At 44.8% G+C, this 24,183-nt stretch carries 34 protein-coding genes; 15 read left to right on the top strand and 19 right to left on the bottom strand.

The genetic code is table 11. From position 1 onward, the window contains the following. Window positions 1–87: 87 nt before the first annotated feature. Genes KIT51_03115 through KIT51_03100 form a run of 4 tightly spaced genes read right to left on the bottom strand, consistent with a single transcriptional unit; the run spans window position 88 to window position 3,207 of the window. A complete protein-coding gene (locus KIT51_03115; GenBank protein ID UYN87283.1) occupies window positions 88–705 on the bottom strand; it encodes an NAD(P)-binding domain-containing protein in 618 nt (205 codons plus the stop codon). Window positions 706–728: 23 nt separating this feature from the next. Continuing rightward, window positions 729–1,661 (bottom strand): hydrogenase, encoded by a 933-nt coding sequence (locus tag KIT51_03110; GenBank protein ID UYN87282.1) that lies wholly within the window; start codon window positions 1,659–1,661, stop codon window positions 729–731. 6 nt (window positions 1,662–1,667) lie between these two features. Next, entirely contained in the window at window positions 1,668–2,447 is a 780-nt protein-coding gene (locus KIT51_03105) for a DUF481 domain-containing protein (GenBank protein ID UYN87281.1), read from the bottom strand. Between the two features lies 1 nt (window position 2,448). Next, window positions 2,449–3,207, bottom strand: coding sequence for a type 1 glutamine amidotransferase domain-containing protein (locus KIT51_03100; GenBank protein ID UYN88481.1), 759 nt, complete (start codon window positions 3,205–3,207; stop codon window positions 2,449–2,451). A gap of 159 nt (window positions 3,208–3,366) precedes the next feature. On the opposite strand from KIT51_03100, the gene KIT51_03095 reads away from it, so the two are divergent. Continuing rightward, complete coding sequence (locus tag KIT51_03095) at window positions 3,367–3,729, top strand: helix-turn-helix transcriptional regulator (protein ID UYN87280.1); 363 nt, start codon at window positions 3,367–3,369, stop codon at window positions 3,727–3,729. Here KIT51_03095 and KIT51_03090 read toward each other — a convergent pair whose 3' ends face one another. Beyond that, window positions 3,730–4,431 (bottom strand): SDR family oxidoreductase, encoded by a 702-nt coding sequence (locus tag KIT51_03090; GenBank protein UYN87279.1) that lies wholly within the window; start codon window positions 4,429–4,431, stop codon window positions 3,730–3,732. Window positions 4,432–4,443: 12 nt separating this feature from the next. Continuing rightward, window positions 4,444–5,424: a helix-turn-helix domain-containing protein gene (locus KIT51_03085; GenBank protein UYN87278.1), complete on the bottom strand. Its 981-nt coding sequence runs from the start codon at window positions 5,422–5,424 to the stop codon at window positions 4,444–4,446. A 111-nt stretch (window positions 5,425–5,535) separates the two neighbouring features. On the opposite strand from KIT51_03085, the gene KIT51_03080 reads away from it, so the two are divergent. Genes KIT51_03080 through KIT51_03050 form a run of 7 tightly spaced genes read left to right on the top strand, consistent with a single transcriptional unit; the run spans window position 5,536 to window position 8,906 of the window. Then, window positions 5,536–5,961, top strand: coding sequence for an SRPBCC family protein (locus KIT51_03080; GenBank protein UYN87277.1), 426 nt, complete (start codon window positions 5,536–5,538; stop codon window positions 5,959–5,961). Between the two features lie 28 nt (window positions 5,962–5,989). Next, window positions 5,990–6,382 (top strand): DUF1801 domain-containing protein, encoded by a 393-nt coding sequence (locus KIT51_03075; protein UYN87276.1) that lies wholly within the window; start codon window positions 5,990–5,992, stop codon window positions 6,380–6,382. A 3-nt stretch (window positions 6,383–6,385) separates the two neighbouring features. Further along, on the top strand, window positions 6,386–6,988 hold the full coding sequence (locus KIT51_03070; GenBank protein ID UYN87275.1) for a dihydrofolate reductase family protein: 603 nt from the start codon (window positions 6,386–6,388) through the stop codon (window positions 6,986–6,988). A 38-nt stretch (window positions 6,989–7,026) separates the two neighbouring features. Then, complete coding sequence (locus KIT51_03065; protein ID UYN87274.1) at window positions 7,027–7,461, top strand: VOC family protein; 435 nt, start codon at window positions 7,027–7,029, stop codon at window positions 7,459–7,461. 6 nt (window positions 7,462–7,467) lie between these two features. Next, window positions 7,468–8,304: a VOC family protein gene (locus KIT51_03060; protein ID UYN87273.1), complete on the top strand. Its 837-nt coding sequence runs from the start codon at window positions 7,468–7,470 to the stop codon at window positions 8,302–8,304. A 5-nt stretch (window positions 8,305–8,309) separates the two neighbouring features. Continuing rightward, window positions 8,310–8,522, top strand: coding sequence for a hypothetical protein (locus KIT51_03055; protein ID UYN87272.1), 213 nt, complete (start codon window positions 8,310–8,312; stop codon window positions 8,520–8,522). A gap of 15 nt (window positions 8,523–8,537) precedes the next feature. Continuing rightward, window positions 8,538–8,906: a DUF1801 domain-containing protein gene (locus KIT51_03050; GenBank protein UYN87271.1), complete on the top strand. Its 369-nt coding sequence runs from the start codon at window positions 8,538–8,540 to the stop codon at window positions 8,904–8,906. Here KIT51_03050 and KIT51_03045 read toward each other — a convergent pair whose 3' ends face one another. After that, window positions 8,907–9,728, bottom strand: coding sequence for a hypothetical protein (locus KIT51_03045; GenBank protein UYN87270.1), 822 nt, complete (start codon window positions 9,726–9,728; stop codon window positions 8,907–8,909). A gap of 125 nt (window positions 9,729–9,853) precedes the next feature. On the opposite strand from KIT51_03045, the gene KIT51_03040 reads away from it, so the two are divergent. Continuing rightward, window positions 9,854–10,423: a Crp/Fnr family transcriptional regulator gene (locus tag KIT51_03040; protein UYN87269.1), complete on the top strand. Its 570-nt coding sequence runs from the start codon at window positions 9,854–9,856 to the stop codon at window positions 10,421–10,423. A 64-nt stretch (window positions 10,424–10,487) separates the two neighbouring features. Next, window positions 10,488–11,918, top strand: coding sequence for an NAD(P)/FAD-dependent oxidoreductase (locus KIT51_03035; protein ID UYN87268.1), 1,431 nt, complete (start codon window positions 10,488–10,490; stop codon window positions 11,916–11,918). Between the two features lie 6 nt (window positions 11,919–11,924). Here KIT51_03035 and KIT51_03030 read toward each other — a convergent pair whose 3' ends face one another. Further along, window positions 11,925–12,581: an NAD(P)-binding domain-containing protein gene (locus KIT51_03030; GenBank protein UYN87267.1), complete on the bottom strand. Its 657-nt coding sequence runs from the start codon at window positions 12,579–12,581 to the stop codon at window positions 11,925–11,927. Between the two features lie 143 nt (window positions 12,582–12,724). On the opposite strand from KIT51_03030, the gene KIT51_03025 reads away from it, so the two are divergent. Both KIT51_03025 and KIT51_03020 read left to right on the top strand, forming a co-directional pair. After that, window positions 12,725–13,111, top strand: a complete 387-nt coding sequence (locus tag KIT51_03025; protein ID UYN87266.1) for a helix-turn-helix transcriptional regulator — start codon at window positions 12,725–12,727, stop codon at window positions 13,109–13,111. Window positions 13,112–13,119: 8 nt separating this feature from the next. Continuing rightward, window positions 13,120–13,554 carry a hypothetical protein gene (locus tag KIT51_03020; protein UYN87265.1) on the top strand — a complete coding sequence of 145 codons (435 nt, stop codon included), beginning with the start codon at window positions 13,120–13,122 and terminating at the stop codon, window positions 13,552–13,554. Window positions 13,555–13,688: 134 nt separating this feature from the next. Here KIT51_03020 and KIT51_03015 read toward each other — a convergent pair whose 3' ends face one another. From KIT51_03015 to KIT51_02995, 5 genes are all read right to left on the bottom strand, one after another. Then, window positions 13,689–14,048 carry a cupin domain-containing protein gene (locus KIT51_03015; protein UYN87264.1) on the bottom strand — a complete coding sequence of 120 codons (360 nt, stop codon included), beginning with the start codon at window positions 14,046–14,048 and terminating at the stop codon, window positions 13,689–13,691. 98 nt (window positions 14,049–14,146) lie between these two features. After that, on the bottom strand, window positions 14,147–14,938 hold the full coding sequence (locus tag KIT51_03010; GenBank protein ID UYN87263.1) for a helix-turn-helix domain-containing protein: 792 nt from the start codon (window positions 14,936–14,938) through the stop codon (window positions 14,147–14,149). Window positions 14,939–15,209: 271 nt separating this feature from the next. Then, a complete protein-coding gene (locus KIT51_03005; GenBank protein UYN87262.1) occupies window positions 15,210–16,004 on the bottom strand; it encodes an RNA polymerase sigma factor in 795 nt (264 codons plus the stop codon). Beyond that, the gene (locus KIT51_03000) at window positions 16,001–16,171 is read right to left on the bottom strand and encodes an alpha/beta fold hydrolase (protein ID UYN87261.1); all 171 of its coding nucleotides are present in this window, start codon (window positions 16,169–16,171) and stop codon (window positions 16,001–16,003) included. Before KIT51_03000 ends, KIT51_03005 begins: the two co-directional genes overlap by 4 nt. Continuing rightward, a complete protein-coding gene (locus KIT51_02995) occupies window positions 16,165–16,656 on the bottom strand; it encodes an alpha/beta fold hydrolase (protein UYN87260.1) in 492 nt (163 codons plus the stop codon). Before KIT51_02995 ends, KIT51_03000 begins: the two co-directional genes overlap by 7 nt. 191 nt (window positions 16,657–16,847) lie before the next feature. Between KIT51_02995 and KIT51_02990 the strand changes: the two genes are divergently transcribed. Beyond that, complete coding sequence (locus KIT51_02990) at window positions 16,848–17,333, top strand: hypothetical protein (protein UYN87259.1); 486 nt, start codon at window positions 16,848–16,850, stop codon at window positions 17,331–17,333. A 192-nt stretch (window positions 17,334–17,525) separates the two neighbouring features. Next, the gene (locus KIT51_02985) at window positions 17,526–18,617 is read left to right on the top strand and encodes a serine hydrolase (GenBank protein UYN87258.1); all 1,092 of its coding nucleotides are present in this window, start codon (window positions 17,526–17,528) and stop codon (window positions 18,615–18,617) included. A 19-nt stretch (window positions 18,618–18,636) separates the two neighbouring features. On the opposite strand, the gene KIT51_02980 is transcribed toward KIT51_02985, so the two are convergent. The 6 genes from KIT51_02980 to pxpB form a co-directional block, all read right to left on the bottom strand. After that, window positions 18,637–19,797, bottom strand: a complete 1,161-nt coding sequence (locus tag KIT51_02980; GenBank protein UYN87257.1) for a beta-lactamase family protein — start codon at window positions 19,795–19,797, stop codon at window positions 18,637–18,639. A gap of 213 nt (window positions 19,798–20,010) precedes the next feature. Continuing rightward, entirely contained in the window at window positions 20,011–20,385 is a 375-nt protein-coding gene (locus KIT51_02975; GenBank protein UYN87256.1) for a hypothetical protein, read from the bottom strand. 141 nt (window positions 20,386–20,526) lie between these two features. Next, window positions 20,527–21,168, bottom strand: coding sequence for a hypothetical protein (locus KIT51_02970; protein UYN87255.1), 642 nt, complete (start codon window positions 21,166–21,168; stop codon window positions 20,527–20,529). A gap of 45 nt (window positions 21,169–21,213) precedes the next feature. Continuing rightward, the gene (locus tag KIT51_02965; GenBank protein UYN87254.1) at window positions 21,214–21,957 is read right to left on the bottom strand and encodes a LamB/YcsF family protein; all 744 of its coding nucleotides are present in this window, start codon (window positions 21,955–21,957) and stop codon (window positions 21,214–21,216) included. After that, window positions 21,954–22,934, bottom strand: coding sequence for a biotin-dependent carboxyltransferase family protein (locus KIT51_02960; GenBank protein UYN87253.1), 981 nt, complete (start codon window positions 22,932–22,934; stop codon window positions 21,954–21,956). Before KIT51_02960 ends, KIT51_02965 begins: the two co-directional genes overlap by 4 nt. Beyond that, window positions 22,931–23,662, bottom strand: coding sequence for a 5-oxoprolinase subunit PxpB (gene pxpB / locus KIT51_02955; GenBank protein ID UYN87252.1), 732 nt, complete (start codon window positions 23,660–23,662; stop codon window positions 22,931–22,933). Before pxpB ends, KIT51_02960 begins: the two co-directional genes overlap by 4 nt. A gap of 180 nt (window positions 23,663–23,842) precedes the next feature. Between pxpB and KIT51_02950 the strand changes: the two genes are divergently transcribed. After that, window positions 23,843–24,181, top strand: a complete 339-nt coding sequence (locus tag KIT51_02950) for a PadR family transcriptional regulator (protein ID UYN87251.1) — start codon at window positions 23,843–23,845, stop codon at window positions 24,179–24,181. Window positions 24,182–24,183 lie beyond the last annotated feature (2 nt).

Raw genomic sequence — 24,183 nt, 5'->3', positions numbered from 1 at the left:
AATTTATATACAATTGTTGTATATACAACAATTGAAGCGAAATTGTTCCCGAAGAGAAAAAAGTCAGGTAAAAGGAAACGTGAAGGGTTACCGCTTCAGCAATTTGAAGCCAATATCCCTCCCCTGCCCGCGCATCATGGCCAGGTTAATCCAGAAAAAAGCGAACTGCTCCATCAATTGAAATTTATCGTTGCCGCCCACATCGTAGCACTCGGCAAAGCCCGCATCCAGTGCCAAATGATGTACAATCTTCTTTCCCTTTTCGCTATCGCCAGCCATAAACATGTCGATGGCCATGTTCCCGTACGTTGGGTTTTTCATGTTATTAAAACCGGTAGTATTGAAACTCTTCACTACATCGCGGGTAGCTGTGTTGGCCAGTATGGCATCAGCCGTGTTGGAAAATCCTGCCGGACCGCGGCCCATTACTACATTCATCGCATCAATGATAACTTTGCCAGATGTATCACCCAAAGATTTAGCCACTTCCCCAGCAGCAGGTGCCGGTGTTGCAATGAGTATAATCTCTGCCTCGCGTACAGCTTCGTGAATGCTATGAGCCGAAGTGTTGCTGTTATTCAGCAATTCTTTCCCCTTAAAATTTTTTATGTCTTGAGTACCTAATAAAATAGTATGCCCTGCTTTTGACCAGGCAGTGGCCAACGCCCCACCAACGTTACCGGTTCCGATAATGGCGATTTTCATAATGAATAGCTGTTGATGTTCCCCTAATATATAAATCCATTTTCTGGTTTAACGGATGGTGGTAAGTTCTTCTCCCCCAGCATTTCTTTCAAGTCGCGTTCAATGGTAGTACAAAGGGCAGTTAAGGGCACATCGGTAATCCGGTTTTCAAACGGATCTTCATTTACCTCGCCTACTTTGGCCAGTATGGCAAACACAAAGCAGATGATGAGCGATACTGGTATCATCAGGTAATCCATTCCCATACGACTGAAATCGCCAATCAAAGAAAGGGGCAGTAACAACATAAAAGCGTATAGAAATAATCGCGTGAAATAATCATACTGTCGTAACAACGGTGTGTTTTTAATACGCTCACATCCGCCTTGGTAATTAGCCAGTGCTAACAATTGACTCTCCATCTGAAAAGAATCAAAACCACCTAATATGCCATTGCCCATCGCTGTATAAATTTTCTTCCCCATCAGCAGGTGCAAAAAGTTGGGTTTATTTTGACTTTCTTTCAGGGATTGAAAATCCTCATCGCCAACAATTGATTTCAGCGCATCCCAATCTTCCTGCTTGCGCAAATGCAATCGCAGGGCATGTGCCCATGCAACACAGGCATACACCATTTGTTTTTTAAACGATTCACTTCGCGCCACATCGTAATTGGTCTGGTGCGCGTGGCTATCGGCAAAAGTAATGATGAGACGGGCCAATACACGGCTTGAGTTAACAATGCCGCCCCACAGTGTGCGCGCTTCCCACCACCTTCCATACGCACTGTTGTTGCGGAAGGCAATGAAGATCGCCAACGCACTGCCTAAAATGGCTGCAATGGAAAAAGGCAATGACACCTGAGTGAAATTACGGTAGATCAACCAAACCGTAAAAGCAATGACCAGCGAAAATACTACTTCGTATTTTACATAACTGATTACGCGAATGGGATTGAAATTTCTCTTAATGATCATAGTCTGTTATTTTTTAAACTGATAGCTGATACCAAACGTGAAGATGCGGTCGTGTTGCTTTACGCTTGCTGTTACCACCTGTTCATACGTGAAATTGTATTGCGCCAGAAAACTCAGGCCCTTCCACACCGGAAAATCCAGGCCGACATCGATTTGCGCCCGGCTGTTTGCTACTTCATCCAACCCGGGTTGCCAGTAAGCGGTGTAAAAAAGTTTAAGCCGGTTATTCAACAACCGGTGCCAGCCAGCCAGGTAAGCGGTAGCCCGCCAAAGACTAATCACATTATTTCCATTGTAAAAAACTTCATTGAATTGTGTATCGCTAAACCCGGTTTCTTCATACACCATGCTGGCCGAGAGCTTCATATTTGTTTTTAACTTTTGTACGAACTGCCATGTAGCACCTACTCTGCCAAACCAGCGGAAGTCAACCTGCCTGCGGTAATTAGTCTGTAAATAGATCATCGCAAACGGATACACGCTCCGGAAAGGTTGATGATAGAAATAATTGCGGCTGTTGATATCGTTGTCGGCTTTATAACCACTAAACGACTGATACAAACTATTGCTTTGGGATTTAAAGACAATCGCTCTATTACTGTTTGTTACAAGTTCCAGTCTTCCGCGCAGCACCAGCAAATCAACATTTCCCTTTTGCCATGCACCGGTTGCACCTGCACGCAATTGAAAACTGGCTGTATCGCTCTCATTCAATTGTGCAACAGCAGGAATGCATCTAAGCACTCCTGCTAATCCTACGATTAAATAAAAAGCAATCAGCTTCATGTTACTTTCCAAGTAACTCCACCACCATTTCAGCAGCAGCCGCCCCGGAGTTTTGTTGCTGACCGGTTACCAGATTGCCATCGGTAATCGCATACGATGAGAAGGGAGCAGCGACTTTGAAGTTTGTACCAGAAATTTTTCTTGCTTCACTTTCGATACGATAAGGTTGAATCTTCATACCTACCGCCTGATCAGCAAATTCTTCTTCGGCATCGGCAAAGCCTGTCCAGGTTTTGCCTTTCACCAGCAACTCGCCATTGGATTTTTTTGCTTCCAGCAACAGCGTAGTGCTGTGGCATACAGCGGCACTGGGTTTCCCAGCTTCATAAAACGAAACAAAAAGTTTTTCCAATTCCTTGTTGCCACGGAAGGTGTACATCGGGCCCTGACCGCCTACCAGAAAAATTGCCACGTAATCAGCAGCTTTTACTTCAGTCAGCCTCTTCGTGCTGGTTAGCATGGCTGTAAACTCTGGCTTTTGCAAATAGCCGAGCGATATCACATCGTGTGCTGAATAACCACTGGCATCCGTTGGATTGGAGTATCCATCCATTTCCAATTTACCGCCTTCCGTTGACACGAGATCCACTTCATAACCCGCTTCCTGAAATACACGCAGCGGGTGCGTTAACTCAGCCGCCCAGAAGCCAATTGGCCAACCGGTTTGTTTTGAAACGGAAGGTGAACTGGCCACCATTAAAATTTTTCCTTTCGTGGGTGCACCGTGAAAATGCACATAGCTTTGTCTTTCTTTTACCATTTCCATCCTCTTTTTGATTTAGTTGTTCGTGTTGAACACAAAGATTGGTGCGGTATGATGCCCGAAACAACATATTAACTTTTAAGTAGGATACTACCTTTTTGGAAAGTATTGGTAATTTCACCTTGGGATGTCTGAATTTTAAATCATTGAATTGCCATGCCCGATTTCATTTACGATAAGAAGGTCTATTATAACCCGGTAGAGTTTGCCATGGATCGCATTGGGGGCACGTGGAAGATGCCCATTTTATGGCGCTTGCGCGAAAAGACATTGCGCTACAGCGACCTGAAAAAAGAACTGCCACACATCACGCACAAAATGCTTTCGAGTGTTTTGCGTAGTTTGGAAAATGAAGGATTTATTACGCGAAAAGTTTACCCGGTAGTTCCACCAAAAGTGGAATACTCTATTACTGCACGGGGATTAAAAGCCATCCCAATCATCGAAGTGATCCGAAAGTATGGCGTTGAATTAATGAAGGAGTTTGGAGTGAAGGCAAAGGAGACGGAAAAGAAATAGCTACCACGGAATTATTTTCCGGTCGCGAAAAAATTTTCCGGTTTGATTGATTGCTGCAGTTGCCAGCCAGACAGCCGTATCAGCACCTTGCTCAACCGTGCGTGGGGCCGACTTCCCGCCCATGTCGGTTTTAACCCAGCCGGGGCAATAGGCATTTACTGAAATATTCCACGATGACAGTTCAGATGCCAAATGGCGCGTAATCGCATTGAGCGCTGATTTGGAAACACAATATACAGGCGACCATCCGCCTACCGGGTCAGTCATGCTGCCTCCGCCACTGGAGGTGTTGATGATCCTTCCGCCAGAAGGAATCAATGGAAGAAAATGCCGAACCATCTGTACCGGACCAAACACATTGGTGCGCATGGTTTTATGAAATACTTCGGCTGTTCCTTCTGATAAGGACTGGTCTTCGCGAAGCAACACAGCCGCATTATTAATGAGTACATCTACTTTGCCAAACTGCTCCTTAACCTGTTTTGCCGCTTGTTTGATGCTTGCTTCATCGGTCACATCCAACAAAAGAAAATGCACAACAAGCCCTTCTTCTTTTAACCGATCAACCGCTTCGTTGCCTTTTGCTCTATCCCGTGCACCAAGAACTACGTTGTGCTTCAGTTTGGCCAACTGGCGCACGACTTCCAAGCCAATGCCTTTGTTGGCACCGGTAACAACAATAGTACGTGCATCGGTATTCATGTATGGATATAACTAGTTCAGGTGTACTTGTTTGTTATACTTGTTCCGGTATTCAACGGGCGTAAGGCCGGTAACCTTTTTGAACGTGGTCCGAAATGCTTTGGTGTCCGTGTAGCCTACATCATACATTACTTCATTAATATTCTTACGACTGGATTCAAAATTTCGCTTGGCAGCTTCCATTTTTATGCGCTGCATATACTCCAGCACCGAATTGTTGGTGGCTTGTTTAAATCTTCGTTCAAAGGTTCTGCGACCCATACCAAACATCATGGCCAGTTCTTCAACGGTCGGTCGTTGCTCAATGTGTTGCTCAATAAATTCCTGAGCTTGCTTTACCACAGCATCGGTGTGAGCTTTCTGTCCCTGAAACATCGCAAAAGCTGTCTGGCTGTTACGATCGATATCGATGGCAAAATATTTAGCCGCCACAATAGCCATTTGCCTATCGGTATATTTTTCTACCAGGTGCAACAGCAAATTCCAATATGAAATCGCTCCGCCACTGCTGTAGAGGCGATTCTCTTCCGTAACAATGCGCCCATCAGCCAACGCTACTTCCGGAAACATAGAGCGGAACTGATTGGCAAAACCCCAGTGGGTAGAACATTTCTTTCCATTCAGCAATCCGGTAGAAGCAAAAAGAAAAGCCCCCATGCAAAGCGAAGCTACTTCGGCTCCTTGCTGGTGCTTTTCAACAATCCAGGGAATCAATTTTTTATTGAGTGAAATCGCATGCTCCATATCACCAAACAGGGCGGGTATGATTATCAGGTCGGTTTGTTTTACATCATCTATCAGCACCTCGGTATGAACAGAGTATAGTCCATCATTAAGTATTATTTCTTTTTTCGCACCCACTAACCGAACATCAAACAAAGGCTTTCTACCCGACTGGATCATGAAGTGATTAACCGCGGAAAACAAATACTGAGGATCGGCAATAGACTGCAGCACCGAAGATTCCGGAACGAGTATAGATACGTGTTTCATATTGGAAAATTACAAAATATATGTGTCGCAAAACGCCCCTAAAATGTCGTTTTTACACATACATGATCGACTAAAATCTATACTAACTTTGATCTATATTATTTGAAAACCATGGAAACAGCAACCAAAATCACCATCCGGGCAACTATTCATGCTTCGATAGAAAAAGTATGGAAACTCTGGACGGGGCCGGAGCACATCATGCAATGGAACACCGCTTCCGATGACTGGCACACGCCCCATGCCACGAATGATTTACGCGTAGGCGGAAAATTCCTTTCGCGTATGGCTGCAAAAGACGGCAGTATGAGTTTTGACTTTGAAGGGACATATTCAAAAGTAGAACCTCACAAAGCCATCGAATACACACTAACGGATGGACGAAAAGTAAAAACAACATTTATTACTGAATCTGGCAGCACTTTCGTTGTAACTGTTTTTGAGGCCGAGAACACAAATCCGGTTGAAATGCAACAGGCCGGCTGGCAGGCCATATTGGATAATTTTAAAAAGTATACTGAAGGCTCCACAGAATAGTGGTGGGGTAGGCTGATCAGAAAAAGCGATGAATAAAGAAATAGAAACATATAACAATAACCAGTCTGCCATTGACAGAAAAATTTGTGATTTGCTGTGTACGATTATTGACAACGAACTGGCACAAGCGGAATCAAAAATCTGGCATTCACACCCGGTCTGGTTTTTAAACGGTAACCCTATTGTTGGCTACAGCAAACAGAAAAAAGGTATCAGGCTTATGTTTTGGAGCGGTGCCGACTTTAACGAAGAAAAACTGAATGTTAAAGGAGAAAAATTTAAAGACGCTTCCATTTTCTACAACATACCAGCAGACATTGATGCTTTTGACGTGAGGAGATGGCTCAAAAAATCACAGCAAATACAATGGGACTACAAGAACTTAGTTAAACGAAAAGGAAAACTTGAACGGCTAAAATAGTTCATGGAAGAAAGAAAAATAATCGTTATCGAATACATGAGCCTTGATGGCGTCATACAAGCGCCCGGAGGACCAACCGAAGACACTTCGAACAATTTCACTTATGGTGGATGGTTAGCACCTTTTACCGATGATGTGGGCGGAGCTTTTGTCCAAGAACTGATGCAACCTTCTGATTTGCTGTTAGGCCGGGTGACATTCGACATCTGGGAAAACTATTGGCCGGCTCATTCCGAAAACTGGAAAGGAATCAATGACATGAATAAATATGTATTATCCACAACAAAATTTCAATCCAAGTGGAAAAACTCATTCTTTATAAAAAATCTGGAGGAAATTGAGATCCTAAAGAAAACCGAAGGCACCGACCTGAAAGTGTGGGGCAGTAGCAAACTGGTTCAGTCCCTCCTTAGAAAAAATCTGGTGGATGAACTCTGGCTATTGATTTGCCCTGTACTTCTTGGCAAAGGCAAAAAATTATTTTCAGACAATGTCCCACCTGGTGAATTTGAACTGGTGAAAAGCGTAATAACTCCCACGGGGGTATTTATTGCTAACTACAGAAGAAAAGGAAACATAAAAACCGGCACCGTTGGAGATGCCTGATAAAAACCAATCCATAAACAAACATTAACCCACAAATTATGGCACGTGTAAGCACCTATCTCAATTTCGATGGTAAAACAGAGGAAGCGTTTCTGTTTTATCAATCCATTTTCGGTGGCGACTTTATGGGCGGTATTCAACGCTTTGGCGATATGCCCGCACAGGAAGGTATGCCTCCACTACCCGAAAAAGATAAAAATCTTGTTTTGCACATGGCTCTACCCATTCTCGGAGACTACTTGCTCATGGGGTCAGATGCACCTGAATCGATGGGCTTTCATGTGAACTTTGGAAACAACATGCACCTTAACCTTGAAACCGATACACGCGAAGAAACGGAACGGCTGTTCAACGCGCTGGCGGCCGGAGGTAACATTACCATGCCCCTGCAGGATATGTTTTGGGGCGATTACTTCGGCAGTTGCACCGACAAATTTGGCGTGCAGTGGATGGTGAACTGCGCATCAAAATAACAGTCTATGTCAAAATCCATTTACCCATGCCTGTGGTTTGACGGTCAGGCTGAAGAAGCAGCAAAATTGTACTGCTCTGTTTTCCATCATTCAACCATCACAGAAAAGAATCCAATAGTTGTTCGGTTTGAATTGGATGGCTTCCGTGTGATGGCGTTGAATGGTGGCCCGAAATTTAAAATCAATCCATCCATTTCGCTATTTGTTTATTGTACCAGCGAAGAAGAGACCGAACGCATCTACACCGCCTTGATTACGGGCGGCACCGCCATGATGCCGTTGGATAAATATCCATGGAGTGCTAAGTATGGCTGGTTGCAAGACAAGTTCGGCATGACCTGGCAGGTTTCGGTAGTGGATAAACCGGGCACGCCCTTTTCCATTACGCCTTGCCTTCTGTTTACATCGGCACAATTTGGGAAAGCCGAAGAAGCGATTGGTTTTTATTCCTCTGTTTTTAAAAATTCCACAACAGATATGCTCTTCCATTATGAACCGGGTAATGTCAACGCTGGCAACGTATTATATTCCGAGTTCCGGCTAAATGACTACCCTCTCATTGCCATGGACGGACCGGGTGAGCATGGCTATACCTTTGGTGAGGGTGTATCGCTAGTGGTGGAGTGTGAAACACAGGAAGAAATTGATCATTACTGGCAGAAATTAACGGTTGGTGGCCGTGAAGATATGTGCGGCTGGCTGAAAGATAAGTTTGGTGTCTCGTGGCAGATTGTTCCGAGCATATTGGGTAAGTTAATGAACGATCCGGAAAAAAATCAGCGGGTAACACAGGCCGTTCTGCAAATGCGAAAGTTTGATATTGAAAGATTATTACAAGCCTGAAGTCTATGATTGAGGTTTTTAAAACCAATATTACGCAGGCCGATCTTGCCGAAAGACTAAAAGTAGAGTTGAACGAGCATTTGCCAGCAGCCAGGATAAACTTTGACCTGGAGGATTGTGATCATATCCTCCGCGTAGAAGTTGATGCACCGCAAGCGGTAATTTTTGTTCAGCGCCATCTTCAACAGCACGGTTTTAGTTGCGAAGCTTTAGAATAATCAACACGATTATAAATGAAATCAAATTTTGAAGATATGGATTCCTATATCGCTATGTTTCCCAATAACGTACAGGACCTACTTCAACAGCTTCGCCAAACCATTCGCAAAGCGGCCCCGCAGGCCGAAGAAACCATCAGCTACCAGATGCCTACCTTCAAACTGAATGGCAACCTGGTTCATTTTGCCGCCTACAAAAGTCATATTGGCTTCTATCCTGCCCCTTCCGGATTAAAGGCTTTTGAAAAAGAAATTTCGAATTATACGCATTCAAAAGGCGCGGTTCAGTTTCCGCTGGATAAACCGTTACCAAAAAGCTTAATTTCGAGAATTGTAAAGCACCGGGTAAAGGAAAACCTTAACCGAACAAGGAAGCAGAATTGATCACTTACAGCCGCTTTTCCGTCCATCTACCCGCGTAACCTGCGCATCGCTGTTGGCAAAAATCAAGAAAGGTGTTCGATCAAATTCTTCCCATTCGCCTTCCAGCAGGCATTGCCGCTCGCCATTATCAATTTCACTGATGCGCACTTTTGAAGCCACCTTCAGTGCACCATCACGATACGTCCAGATGGTTCGGATAAAGGCCTCCGTGTTTTCACCGTCTGAAGTTTGTTCTTCCTTACGGATCAACACCGGTTTAGCATTTTGCCAATCCAGTAAACCCGATTCATACCAGGCTCCGCCAAAGCCGCCTTTATTATAGAAACTCAGCGTTTGATCTTTTTCATCCAGCGTGATATTCGGATAATCACTCAATTCTTCATCGAAGTGCCAGCGCTTGGTAGTCGGGTCGTACAGGTGATAATCGGACCAGCCGTTGGCTACTCCCAGCGAACGCAAAAAAGATATGTCGGCATAGCCGTCAAAATTCACATCCTGAATGGCAAACAAGGCTTGCGGTTCTTCGAGGTAGTAGCCAGCTTCCAAATCGATATCATTACTTAAATCCATTTCCTGGATAACCGGGCCGCTGTGTTGCGGGTAAATGCGCGCCTTCCGATCGGGATAATGGAGTTGTAACGAGTAGATCAGGTCGTGTTTTACAGGATAATCAAAAAAATAAATGCCATAATCGGAATTATGGAGTTCTTCATGCGCAAGCGTGTCATCTTCCATCGCTTGCAATTCCATCACACGCTCCTGATGAGGGGAAGGTTTGCATGCGGCCAACGCCAGGCAAATGATAAAAGCCCATTGCTTCATGCTTGAATTTATAAATAATTCAGTCTGTACGCGCCATTTGTTCCGTTATGTTTTTATTACCTTGGTCTGTTGGGAACTAGAAATTCCAGTCTGATGTGATTAAAATTGAAATATTCATGCGCTGAATGGACCCCCTGTTTACAATCTTCCTCGACCGTTTCGCAACTGATCCACCGCTCACCGAACATACCCGTTCAGAAATCAGTCAATACCTTTCGGTGCTCCATCGTAAAAAGAAGCATATCCTGTTTTGCGAAAATGATCGGCATGACTATGCCTATTTTGTTATACAAGGCGCAGTGAGAAGTTACTATTTGAAGGATGGAGTTGAGGTAAATACCTGGTTTGCCCTTGAAAAGGATATGGTGGGTTCGCTGCACACGTACCAGGGCAAACCTTCCCGGGTAACCCTTGAATTAGTGGAAGACACTACCCTGGTAGCCCTTCAGGTAAAGCCAGTAAAGTCGCTTGCGCAAACCAACCTACAGGTGGCTCATTTTATTGCGGCCATCATCGAAGAGCATGCCTACTTCCTGGAAGACCGCCTCTACTTTTCGCAAATGATGAATTCGATGGATCGATATGCCGCCATGCTCGAAAAAGAGCCTCAACTCCTTCAAAGAATTCCGCTCACCTATATTGCCTCCTATCTGGGTATATCACGGGAAACCCTTAGCCGGCTTCGCGGAAAATGATTTTGTGATATTTGTCAAATGACATAGTGGTGCGCATCGCCACCTTTGCTCTTACCAAAGAGCGATGAAACGAATCCAATTTTTAAAAACAACATCGGTTGGTCTTGCTGCCCTGCCCCTTACCTCCTTCGCTGACTTACTTTCTGAAGACGAACCATATGACGTGGTGATTGTGGGGGCCGGGCTAAGTGGATTAACTGCGGCTAACCGACTGGCGGAGGCAGGCAAGAAAATTTTAGTAATGGAAGCACAGGACCGCGTGGGTGGCCGAACCTGGTCGCAGCCCGTGGGAGAAAATGATTTTATTGATATCGGTGGGCAGTGGATAGGAAAAGGCCATGAAAAAATGTACCGGTTGGTGGAAGAAGCCGGTTTAAAAACATTCCCTACCTATACGGACGGAAAAAATATTTTAAGAACCAACGAGGTAAATCAATTCTATCGGGGTGAAACGCCTCCGCTGGGAATATTTGCCTTGGTAGCCGCCCAAAAGGCAATTAACCGCTTTGACAAAGCCGCGGCCGCACTCGCTGTTGATACCCCGTGGCTAGCCCGGGATGCGCAGGCGCTGGACGAAATCAGTTTAGGCAACTGGATTGATCGGACGATTTCCAATACGAAGGCCCGAAATCTGGTGAAGCGTATAGCGGAAGGAGAACTGTGTCAATCGGTGTATGAAATCTCCATGCTGCAAGCACTCGCCAGTGCGCGGGCAACGGGTTCGTTAAAGCAAGCTGAAAAAATAGAGGGTGGTGCCCTGCAAGATCGTATTGATGGTGGTGCGCAGGGCGTAAGCAATTATCTTTATCGAAAGGTAAAGCCGTGGGTTCGATTGAACTGCCCGGCATCTTCTGTTCAACAATTTCAGGACTATCTGCTGGTCAGCAACGATCACTTTTCTGTCAAGACGAAAAAACTCATCCTCGCAGCGCCATTGGCAGCCATAAAGAGAATCCGGTTTACGCCTTCGCTCTCAAAGGAGAAACTACAACTGATCAACTCCATGACCATGGGAACTGTGGTAAAAACACATTCCGTTTATGCGCGTCCCTTTTGGCGACTGCAGGGTTTGAGCGGTGCAAGTCTTTGCCTGGACGAAGTTGTGGAACTCACCCTCGACAATTCAGTACCCGGCTCACAGCAGGGAATTCTCACATCCTTAGTTCATGCCGACAGGGCCAAAGCGTTATTGAACCTGTCTGCCTCAGAAAGGAGAGAAAAAATTTTAACTACGTATGCCCACTTGTTCGGGACCGAAGCTTCACAACCCCTGATGTTCCACGATTACTCGTTTACCAACAATCCCTGGATTGGCGGAGCCTACTCCGGCTACTATAAGAAGGGAATATTCGCAACCTATGGTGAGCACATCGCAAGGCCCGAGGGCAACATACATTGGGCAGGCACAGAAACCTCGACAAAATTTAAAGGATTTATGGAAGGTGCGGTATTGTCCGGGGAGCGAGTGGCTGCCGAAATCCTTGCAACCCCATGACCGGAATCAACTCACCACTTTGAAATTAAACGCCCCGTTTTGCGTAGCGCCCCACACCCGCAGCCAGATGGGCAATACCGCTTCGGTGCCGCGCGCATTGGTGATATCGCCCAGGTCAAGAATATTCTGCTCCTTCCAGCCAAACTCTTTTATTAGCGATTTCACTTTTGCTTTGGCATCCGCATCATTACCACAAATGAAATTCGTATGATCACCTCCGCCAATCATATTCGGGTTTACCATCAGCCCACACCACATGGTATTGAGTGTTTTTACCACCTTTGCTTTCGGGAATGTCTTTTGAATTTCTTCCCCTAATGAATTCGTATTCGATAATGCCGGAAGCAAACTGGCCGGCTGACCTTTACTAAAATCGAGCGGGTTGGCCACGTCAATGATAATTTTTCCATTGATATTCTCACCGGCCAACTTAATAGCATCAATGGAAGCATCACCTTTTGTACAATTGAAAATGATTTCACCAAAGGCAGCAGCTTCTTGAAATGTGCCTGCGCTCGCTCCGGCCTTATGCTTCGATACAAAGGCCAAAGCCTTTTCATTAGACTTACTTCTGGACCCCATCATCACCTGGTGACCCAGTTCGACTAATCGTGAACCGATGGTATCGCCTACCATACCCGTTCCCAATACTGCTATTCTCATTTTGATATATCGTTTAGTTATTTACTTTCAAAAGTATAGCTTTGCATAGCATCAGGCAACAACATGTCGGATTTGAAAGGTACTGTCAACATTGACGGAAATGGAGAATTGGCTTTAGAGCCCAGAAAAAAAAGAAAAAATTTATGAAAATTAATGACGAGCAGTACAAGTTTATCATCGATGGCGAGGATTATCATTGTGCCCTGGATATTACTTCGGCCTTTATCGGTGGAAAGTGGAAGACCGTGGTACTGTGGTACCTTCGTAATACCAAGCGAAGGTTCAGCGAATTGAAAGAAGTCATTCCTGATATCACCGATAAAATGCTTTCACTACAACTGCGCGCATTGGAAGATGATGGCCTTGTGAAGCGCACGATTTTCCCTGAAGTTCCTCCCCGTGTCGAATATGAACTGACCAAAGAAGGTCAATCGTTGCTACCCGTATTGGAAGCCATGGCCGCATGGGGACGAGCAAAAGCCCGGAAAGATGGAAAGATGGTGAAAGTTGAACGTGCAATAAACCGGTAAAAATTGCCATGCCAAGGAACCTGATCATGCTAATGCTTTTTCTTTGCACAGCAACAGCTTGCAACCAACGGGAAGAGAAAAGTAATGACTACTTCATCGGGATATCGCAGCAATTTGCCCGTGCTGTCGCGGAGAATAAAGGAGGCACTTATTTTATCCAAATCGCATCGCCCGATTGCTTCTATTTGGATAAATCAGGGCATTATCAGGATTATGAGCAACTGTATAACTGGTATGCATCCGATACCACTGCCTACGAATTTATCACCCCATTTAATTACAGGGTATTGCGGCAGAAAAATACCGTTTATGTAACGTACACCGAGGCGGTAAAAAAGCGCTATTCGACTCAGGTTGACTCTACCCGGTATCTTGAAGTTTACTATTTGCACAACAACAATTGGAAGTTAGGCGCCCTCATCGCGCAGGGCATTCAATATTAAGGCACAATCCCAAAAAGGACTTAGCTCCGGTAGGATACCTTAATCCCTTCACTGGCGAATGATATCAAATCCGAGGTGTTCCCATCGCCTGTTAGGCGTATGCAGTAGCACGCGAAACAGGAGATTGATTATCTTTATTTTTCAAGTATTTCCACCTCTTGAGGAATAACAAGCATGAGGGTACAACCGGTTTCCGTTGTAACTGAATGCTTAAACCCGGGTGGGGTGTAAAGATAATCACCGGCTGAAAGTTTTTGGCCCTCAATGATCGCAGTACCTTCCATTACAAATATTTCCTCTCCGGCCGGGTGATTGTGGTAGGGATATTTCGCCCCAGGCTCAAAGCGCAGCAAAATGGAGGGCGAACGATTTTCTGCCTCATCCCTCCGAAGCGATTTCACATAGATCCCCTTGGTGTTGACATTCTTTTCAACGAGCGGTAACCACTGAACCGATTGGCTTTTGACAATGTAGTCCGAAATTGAAGTTTTCATACAGTTGATTTTTGTTCGTGTTATTCGATTTGATGAGTCAAAAGTAGTACGGCATGCATGGCCCGGGAATAGACGATTCTCAGAAAAGCATGTAAATTTTAGATCGCGTGCTTATCGTGAAATGCTGTGGGTGAATACCCGGTGTGTTTCTTAAAAAAATTCGAAAAATAAAACGGGTCTTTGAACCCGAGCCTGTATGCCACTTCTTTTACAGAAAGATTTTCGTACATCATCAGGCGCTTGGCTTCAGCCACCACTAATCCATGTATCACCATTTGCGCTGTGCGACCCGTATGCAACTTTGCCTGTTCATTGATTTTTGCAGGAGTCGTGCTCAGCAACCTGGCAAAATGACTCAGCGGATAGTTCAATTCAAAATTTCCCCGCACCAATTCAAGAAATTTCAAAAAAAGCGCATCGGGTTTATAGATCTCATCCCCGCGCTGCACTTTCGCACGATTGATGTGAATGAGGATCAGCTGAATACGCGCATGTACAGAATGCAGGTATTGATAGGGTCTTGCACGAAGCTCCCGGGCAATCTCCTTGAGTTCGTTTTCAATGATGGTGTACTCTTTGACGGTGATTACCTCATTCAGGTCAAAATGACAAAACAACCCATTATGAAAAACCAGTTCGAGATCGGCATCATCTTTACTGAAAAAATCGAGGCTAAAATCCAGTATAACCCCTTCTGCGGTTGTTATATCTTTAAAATAATGTATCTGTCCCGAAGTAACCGTTACTACTTCGCGCTGTCGCAGCGTCAGTTCTTTATCATCCAGTACAAGGGTCGCTTTTCCTTTCGCACACCAAATCAGCAGGTACCGCAGCAGCCGTCTTGGCTTTGTGATACCTCTTACCTGCTTAAAAGTCGAGATATTGACCATTTGATGTCCCTGATTTGCGTTGCACAAGTTACTGATATTTTTAACCGAATACTTCTTGCGGCCTTGTCATTCGATCATTTCGCAGGACACCTCACGGGTGGCACCAATGCATGGAGGTTGTAATCCCCTGACTGAACTGCGGTTGAACTAATCCGTTTATCAATAAGAATAGCTTCGCTGGCGAAGAAGAAACAGGAAAAGCATTGAACATTGGCGCGGGCAATACACCGTGGGCGGTAGATATTAGTGTGGGGTATCGCTTCTCATGTCACTATTGTTCATCCATAAGCAATCTGGCAAGTTCACTGCGCATACCTTCGGGTGTCTTGTACTGCGGATGCTGTTTATACAATGCCGCCTCATCGTGAAGTGCTTCCACCTGGGAAAGGGTGAGCAGCACTTCACCTTTATCAGCAAACCGAAGATTGTCTTTTGCAATCCTGCCGGAAACTAATCCCAAGGAAATACGCTTGTTGCACCGGCACGCGTTAACCGGATTGACAATGCCGCAATGCCCTTGCATAAAACTGCGGATGCGGTCGCGCGCAATCGATAAGCGTTTTCGAAAATTTTCGGGCGTGGTTTCGCAAACTTCAGCCCCGGTATCGCTGTCCACCTCAAACACTTCACCCAGCAAATACGCCATGCGCTGCTCGCGGTTTAGGCACAGCAGCAAGCCGGTAGAACACGATAACTTTACTTCCTGCTCGAGCACATTGCGATCAGGACCGTGATAGTCGTGCTCATCCAAATCTGATTTTATGTACTGCGAAAAATCATCGAACGACACCTGCCGTTGCTCTTGCCGGCTGGCTTTGCAATTCAGTAAATAGTTTACGGCAATGCGATAGACCCAGGTGCCAAAAGCACTTTTACCCTGAAAGGAAGAAAGATGGGTGATTACCCGAATCATGATTTCCTGTGTGGCATCCTGCGCATCGGCCGGCTCCCACAAGTACCGAACAGCCAGGTTGTAAACTTTTTCCTGTAGGGGCTCCATCAGCAGTGTCAGTGCCTTTTTGTCGCCCTGTAAAGTTTGTTCGATCAGGTATTGCTCGTTGCTCATCGAAAAAATAAAGTTACTTCTTTTACAAATGCTTCCTCGGCTTCCAGGAAAGGAAAATGGCCAACTCCGGGAAACGCTACCAACAGGGCATGCGGAAAGACTTTCTTCATGCGCTCAAACTCACTTGGTGGAAAAAAGGGATCGCGTTCACCGTAGTAAATCAACACGATAGGATGACGTTGCGCGATACCGCTCCTATTACCGGCCAGAAGGCTGAGCGCATCATACCATTCAACTTCGGGTCGGCCAGCACATTGCCGGAGCCAATCATTAACGCTTTCACCCGCTCTGGATGCCGGGCCGCCACCATCACACCAATGGACGTACCCAAATCGTGACCTATCACATAGTACGATTTGATTTTTAAGGAATCAACCAAGGCTGTAATACGATCGGCCTGAGATTCAACCCATAGCTCATGGAACGAAGCATTATTTGTTTGCGAGTGGTTGAACCCCAGCAGATCGGGTACAATTACCCGGTAGCGCTGACTAAGCCGTTCGGCCATGTGATACCAATCGGTGGCATTACCTGGAAATCCGTGAATAATAACGATGGCGGGCTTACTTTCTAAACCAAAAATCCGGTACTTAGGTAATGTCGCTTGTGCCGTTCCGGCCGTCAGACCGGCTGCCAAAAGAATGCTTTGCATGATGTTCATAGGTTTTGTTTACCCTTTGGACAGGTAGTTGAACCGATTGTGAACCGTTTAATCCACTTTATTTTGAGGTTCATCACCAGAAGGCCGCAGCACCACTCGCATGTGTCCGGTAGACTCTCGTCTATCGATGATTCGTATTTTTACAAGTAATTGCTTACTCCCAACCCTACACTTGTACCGGCATGACTCCACTCTTTAAAAAACTAAACCTGAAAGATCAAAAGGTGCTTCACGTCATTCAGGCACCCGAATCATTTATACCTGAATTGAACGCTATTCAAGCAAGTGTTGCGATTTCGACATCGGCAGAAGGCCGCGCGCCCATCGCATTCCTGCTGGCTTTCGTTACCCGGCAGAAGGAGGTTGATGCATGGGCAAAAAAGGCCAGCACCCGACTGGAAGGAGATGGAATTTTGTGGCTCGCCTACCCCAAAGCATCTTCTAAAAAATACACCTGCGAATTCAATCGCGACACGGGTTGGAAGGTTTTGGGTGAACTGGGCTTTGAGCCTGTGCGCCAGGTGGCGATTGATGAGGACTGGAGCGCCCTTCGCTTTCGAAGAGTGGAGTATATCAAAAAGATGACGCGGGGTTTTGCCATGACAAAAGTTGGAAAGGATAAAGTGGCAAAAGCTAAGCAGTCAACCGCAAAACGGTTCAACAAGTAGAAGTTGGTTAAGTCACATAAGCTGCTAACACATGCTGATAAGCTGTCCGTGTTACTCTAACAAAACTTAGTAGGAGTCACGTTGACATATTCACAGTCGGGGCAGCACTATAAAATGCACAATCGCCCGTCCACCACATGAACTTGTTATCTGTTTTAAACCTTTATTTTAAAATTAGTCTAACTGCCCATTATGCATCCGCTCCGTCTTTTACTGCTTATCGCTATTGTAACCGCTTGCAACAAGGATTCTGATCCGTCTCTACCCGCTTCACTATTATACTTTCCACCTATCAGTTCCGCTTCTTGGGAAACCACGGATCCTGCAAGCCTCGGTTGGAACACGGCAAAAATTGCCGAACTCGATGCCTTCATAACGAGCACCAATACGCGTGCTATAATCGTTTTACAAAATGGAAGAATAGTAATTGAAAAATATGCAGCTAAGCAACTCGTCAATACTACACTTGATTTTAACGCGAGCAGCAACTGGTATTGGGCATCTGCCGGAAAAACTCTGACGGCTGCAGTTATTGGTATAGCCGAAGCACAAGGAAAAATCAACCTGCAAACAAAAACTTCTACTTATCTGGGTACGGGGTGGACGAACCTTACCCTCGCTCAGGAAAACAATATTACTGTTCTTCATCAGCTCACCATGACTACAGGTTTGGATGATGGAGTAGCCAACCGCGATTGTACCGATCCATCTTGCCTGGTTTATAAAGCCGAGCCCGGCACCCGTTGGGCCTACCATAATGCCCCGTATACATTACTGGATGGCGTGATTGCCAATGCCACAGGCAAAACCTTGAACAACTACTTAACTGATGAATTGAAATCAAAAACCGGAATGGACGGACAATACATTCAAACCGGTGAAAACAACGTTTACTACAGTACACCCCGCTCCATGGCCCGTTTCGGATTGCTGTTGCTCAATAAAGGCAAGTGGGATCAAACACCCGTTGTTCCGGAATCATTTGTCAACCTGATGATCACTTCTTCGCAATCCATGAATCCTTCTTACGGATACCTTACCTGGCTCAATGGTAAATCTTCGTACCTGGCACCTGCTCCTGGTCAAATCAACATTAATAGTGCAATATCACCCAACGCGCCAACGGATATGTTTGCCGCCATGGGTAAAAATGGACAGCTCATTAATGTAGTTCCGTCAAAAAAATTGGTAGTCATCCGTGTAGGTGATGCACCAGACACCAGCCTGGTACCCTATACTTTTCAAAATGACCTCTGGGCAAAATTGAATGAAATCATTCCATAGGAATTTTCGTATTACTGATTTACTCTGTAATACTTAAAACCAACTCCTGCTCAAAATCGCGAAAGACCTGGCGAAGCGCTGTATCACCATCGGTCCCGTAATTGACAAAGAAAATCATCAGGTTATTGCCGCTGGTTGGAAAAGCGAACAAGTCGGCACTGTACCCCAGGTCGCGCCCGGAATGACCAACGCCTGTGTTGGTAGTGAAGTTTTTGAACTTCCGCATCATGCCCACGCCAAGATCGTTGACTTCATCTTCTACAATGAAGTCCATCATTGTGGCAAGGCTCTCTGCTGAAATTAAGGTATTGTTATAGTAAACAGCATCCATAAATTTTTCAAGATCAAGTGTGGTGCTAAACACACCCCCGTAACCATTTCCACTCCCGGTGATCAGGTTGGATACGTTTACAATCGTGTTATTATTATAAAGATCATAATAGCCCTGAGCAGTAGTGGCAGGAAGTTTTTCCTGACTTTGATAATACGTGTTGTTCATGCCTAACGGTTGCCAGATCATTTCACGCAATGCCTGGCCGTGCCTATAGCCTAATACTTTATCCAGGCACATGCCCACAAAAATGGTATTCGTATTACTGTACTCCACTCCCTGGTTGGGTGCAAAGTATGCTTCCTTACCGTACACAAATTTTAACAACTCTTCGGCATCCCAGTTTTTGTTGGGATTATTCAGCACGGCAAGGTAGAATTCTGAGTCAGTGATGAGATCGTAAAAGCCGGTGGTATGCTGTAAACAATTTCTTATGGTTACCTGATCGGCATTTTTAACTTTTGAAATAATTTTTGAATCAACATACTTGGAGATAGGGTCATCAATATTCAGTTTACCTTGTTCCTGCAACATAAAGGTTAACGTGCCCACCATAAACTTGGTAATGCTGGCCGCTTTGGAAGGATGGCAAGGCAGAAAGGGAATATTGCGATCGATATCTGCTTTGCCGGCATGCCCTATCCATGTTCCATTGTCATCACGTACCAACGCGGAAATACCGGGCAGTCCTTTTTTTACATACTTATCCAAAATACTCTGATATACTGCCGCGTTCGGGTGCGAAGGAAAACTTGTGTAACTACATTCACTTGTAGGGCCGATGTCCGCTTCCTTACAGGAGAAAACCAACACCGTTACTACCAACGAAAATTTTACAAGTGCTCTCATCTAGTTATGGATTTATGAACGCCCAACTGAATAGTATTGTAAGGCAGCAATGGAACATAGGACTTTACAAAAGGGCCCTGCATAATCACGCCATAATTCAGCGATAAACTGTAACTGCTGTTCACCCTGTACAAACCTGAAAAAGAAATTTTACCCATACCTTGAGCCCGACCCAGGTTTTTAATTTTCTCATACTCACCATCATCATTAAGTTCAAACCGGTCTGTACCGGGAATGCTGTGCAGATACCCTACTCCCAAATGCGCCCCGGAGCGCAAAATTTTTACCAGTGTTGAGGCGGTAAACCGTTTCTGTAAATAATGGAATGCTGTGTTGCACAAACCGGTGATAGATATAGCCAAGATTAAAGGTCTGCTCCCAAGCGTGCTTTCCTTTTTCGTTCCACACCAGCGCTGTGCCCACCGTTATATACGGATGATAATTGGAATAGAACAACTGAGGGGCTCCAAGAAAAGGGAGGGCTGTAACGGCATTACCGGCTTCAACAGAAATGGTTGATAACTTTCGTTGAGCCAGGCTATGGTATGAACCCGAGATCAACACGATGAGAAGAATAGTTTTAAACATGTTTATCATAAGCCATGAATGAAACCAAAAATAGTGCTAATCAGGGTTCTATTACAACCCCAACTACTGCAGTTCGGATTTATACAATGACTTGTGTTTACAGCAAATCATCGCTTATAAAAAAGTGAGCGCTAGTCCTGTCTACGTAAAAAATCTTTTTCGTACAGTAAAGAACAGGATAAATCCAATTAATCCTTCCAAAAAAGGAATCCCTAATTGCAAACTTAAGTCAGGGTAATAAATCGCCAGGCCGACAACCGTAATGAGCATAATGAATCCGAGCCAAATCCAGTAAGCGCTTTCCATCACTTTCAAAGGCACGCGAATAAGCTTCACATCGTCAACAAATAAAAACTGTAATGATCGTAGGTCCCAAACCAAAAGATAGGTAACGGCCAGTAGCATCAATCCCGTAATGATAGGCGTACCGGTAAATTTATAGGCCACCGTGATTAAGAAAATATTCAGGATGAGTCCGAAAAAAATCACCGCCCCAAGTCTCGCGAATCGCTGCGTCATCAATAAGGCTCCTGCAATAATTTGAGTCCATCCAATAAACTGCCAATACATTCCCGAATCGATCATCACCCGAAAAAATTGTTGTATGGGTTCCAAATCCTGAATGGGTTTATCAAGAGAACCCATCAGGCTTACTTTTTTAGCGGTAACCTTGCCCATGCCAAAAGCCGCAATCACAAACGCCCCGCCAATCAGGTAGCGCAGGTAAATGGTAAAAATCTGTAGAAAGGTTTTCTGCCTCCAGTGATCAATAAAATTCAGCATAGCCTGAGATTGTTTTTGAGTCGAGACGAACTGATATTATCTATGTTACAATTGCCGGGATGAAATTTTGAAACCTTTCTTCGTAAGTATTTTGTGCAACTGCCTGGTAAACTCAACAGCATGCTTACCATCGCCATGGATGCAGATGGTATCGGCCTTTATCGGGATAACTTCACCAGTAATTGTTTTTACCGAATTCTCCATGAGCATTTGCAAGACCTGGTTAATAGCATCTTCACTCTTTTCAATCAGGGCTTTTACCTGGCTACGGGGAGTTAATGTTCCGTCATCCTGATACGTCCGATCAGCAAAAACTTCATGCATGGTTTTCAAGCCAAGTGCACGGGCTTCCGAAATCATTATGCTTCCGCTTAATCCATAGTAAACCAAGTTAGGATTAAAGTCTTTTACAGCTTGTGCGATCGTGCGACTCATCGCATTATCTTTTGCCGCCATGTTGTACAATGCGCCATGCGGTTTAACATGATGAAGCTTTGCCTGCTTTTCTTTGCAGATTGTATCCATAATTTCCAACTGCTTCCAAACTAACTGGTACAGTTCATCTAAAGTCCACCGAACAGGCACGCGTCCGAAATTTAGTTTGTCGTTAAAACCCGGATGCACCCCAATCGCAACATTATATTTTAAGCACAAATCAATTGTTTTACGTATGGTGGCTTCATCGCCAGCATGATACCCACAGGCAATGTTGGCGCTGCTGATGTGCGGCATAATGGCCGCATCGTTCATCATGCCTTCACCCATATCGCAATTCAGGTCGATAGTCATAATTCGTGCTCTCTCAATTTAAATTTACACGCTTGCTGTAATTGACTTAAACTCTGCTCCTGTTTCAGGAGCAAAGCTTCTGCTTCTTTTATATCCACAAAGGAAAAAGAAATTTTTTCAGCTGGGCGACATTGCGCCAATCGCGACCGATCAGCGGTAATAACATGCGCTATTCTTGGATAACCACCTGTAGTTTGATGATCGGCCATCAACGCTATCAACTCACCGTTAGGCAACAATTGTATCGTCCCAAATGAAACGGCTGTTGAAAGTAATTCCTGTTTTTTGGATTGTTTCGATTCCGTTCCTTCCAACCGATAACCCATCCGGTCGCTTTGCCTGCTGACGATAAAATTATGCTTCAAAAAATCTTTCTGCGATCCCTTTGTTAACCAATCAAATTCATTTCCCTGAATACACCTCACTGGCTGCATTTTCATAGGTGCTGGCTCATAAAACTCCGAAACATCCGCGCGCCAGGGGAATACTTTTGTTACTGCTTCCTTGATCTGTTTGCTGAACGAAATTATATCGCCCTTTTTTAAAAATCTACCTTCCATTCCACCAGCTTTGGCTTTTGTGCTCGTGCTGTCGCTCCCGAGCCATTCGGTTAGTTCATATCCACCCTGCACAGCAAGGTAACACCATGCGCCATGCATCATCTTTGTAAACTTCAACTCACTTCCGGATGTAACAACAACCGGTTGATTTACTGGAATATTTCTACCATTGAGTTTTGGTGTAAAGTCAGCACCACTAATGCATATTACCGCTGGAGAATTAAACCGAAGCGCAGCAGCAGGAAAACTCATTTCAACAATCGCTTCATTCAATGGATTCCCAACCAACGCATTGGCAATCTTCATGGCATTCTGGTCCATGACACCACTTGGATTTATGCCCAGGTGCTGATAACCAAACCGCCCGGTATCCTGAACCGAATCGGCCATACCCGCTTTGATCACCTCAATGCTCATGCTGATAGCGGGTTAAAATTCTCTTGATCGAACGAATGAAATTCCTCTTTAGTGATAGAATAAAATTTCACTTCATCACCGGGTTGAAGCAGAGATGTGTCCGTGAGGACACTGACACGGGGATTAAAAATTTGCAGAGGCGTCCGCCCAATTATATTCCAACCTCCCGGAGAATCAAGTGGGTAAATCCCTGTTTGATTTCCGGCAATACCAACACTACCTGCAGGAACAAGTTTTCGTGGAGAAGACAATCGGGGTGTGGCGATTTTATCATTCACAATGCCCATGTAGGGAAAGCCGGGTAAGAACCCAAGCATGAACACACGATACGTTTGCGCGGTATGAAGTTTAATCACCTGATCAATGGAAAGTTTTTTTGCTTTGGACAGCGACTTCAAATCAAATCCGAATTCGGACTCATAACAAACGGGAATAGAAAGTTGTCGACTTGGAAGAATTCCAGCATCATCACATTGGTCAATTGCTTCTTTTAATTGCTTACTAACCCACTTAAATGCCGATTGACTGTGCTTGCGCATTTCTTTTATATCATATACTACCGTAAGCGTACAATATGCTGGAATCAGGTCCTTCCAAAAAGGATTGACTTGTTTGCGCAGGTGATTATAAAGTCTAAAGACCCTGTCATTTACTACGGCATTCAATTCGTTTCCCAAACAAATCGTCAGGGCACTTTCGCTAACCGGATAAATTGAAACAGCCTTCAAAATCTTCAATTTTAAGTCAAAAGATAAGGATTTCTAAAGTTCAGATTATTTACTTCTACAAAAATGAAACATATCTATATCTTTCACGTTCGTAGAACTAATTCATGTCAGGTTGAGCCTGTCGAAACCTGACTAATCATAAAACTCACCCTTCGACAGGCTCAGGGTGACACTATCATTATGAAAGGAACCTACCTGGGAGAACTGGAAGAACTCATTTTGTTAACCGTGGGCATTTTATATCCGGAAGCTTACGGTGTTGCCGTAATGGATGAAATTGAAAAACAAGCCGGCAGAAGTTTAAACATCAGTGCTGTTCATTCGGTACTTACTCGGCTGGAAGAAAAAGGATTATTAAAATCCAAAATGAGCGACCCGACTGAGGAACGGGGTGGGCGAAGAAAGCGGATTTTTGTTTTGACCGCAGCCGGAAAACGCGCACTGGAAGAAGCAAACGAACTGCGCACGCAGCTTTTCAATCAGATACCGAAAATGGCATTACAATTCAGACTTGCCTGATC

This window comes from Cyclobacteriaceae bacterium (genome assembly GCA_025808415.1).
In the GTDB taxonomy this organism is placed as follows: Bacteria; Bacteroidota; Bacteroidia; order Cytophagales; family Cyclobacteriaceae; genus UBA2336.
Note: the sequence above shows the minus strand (reverse complement) of the source record. Positions and strands in the feature narration are given on the sequence as shown.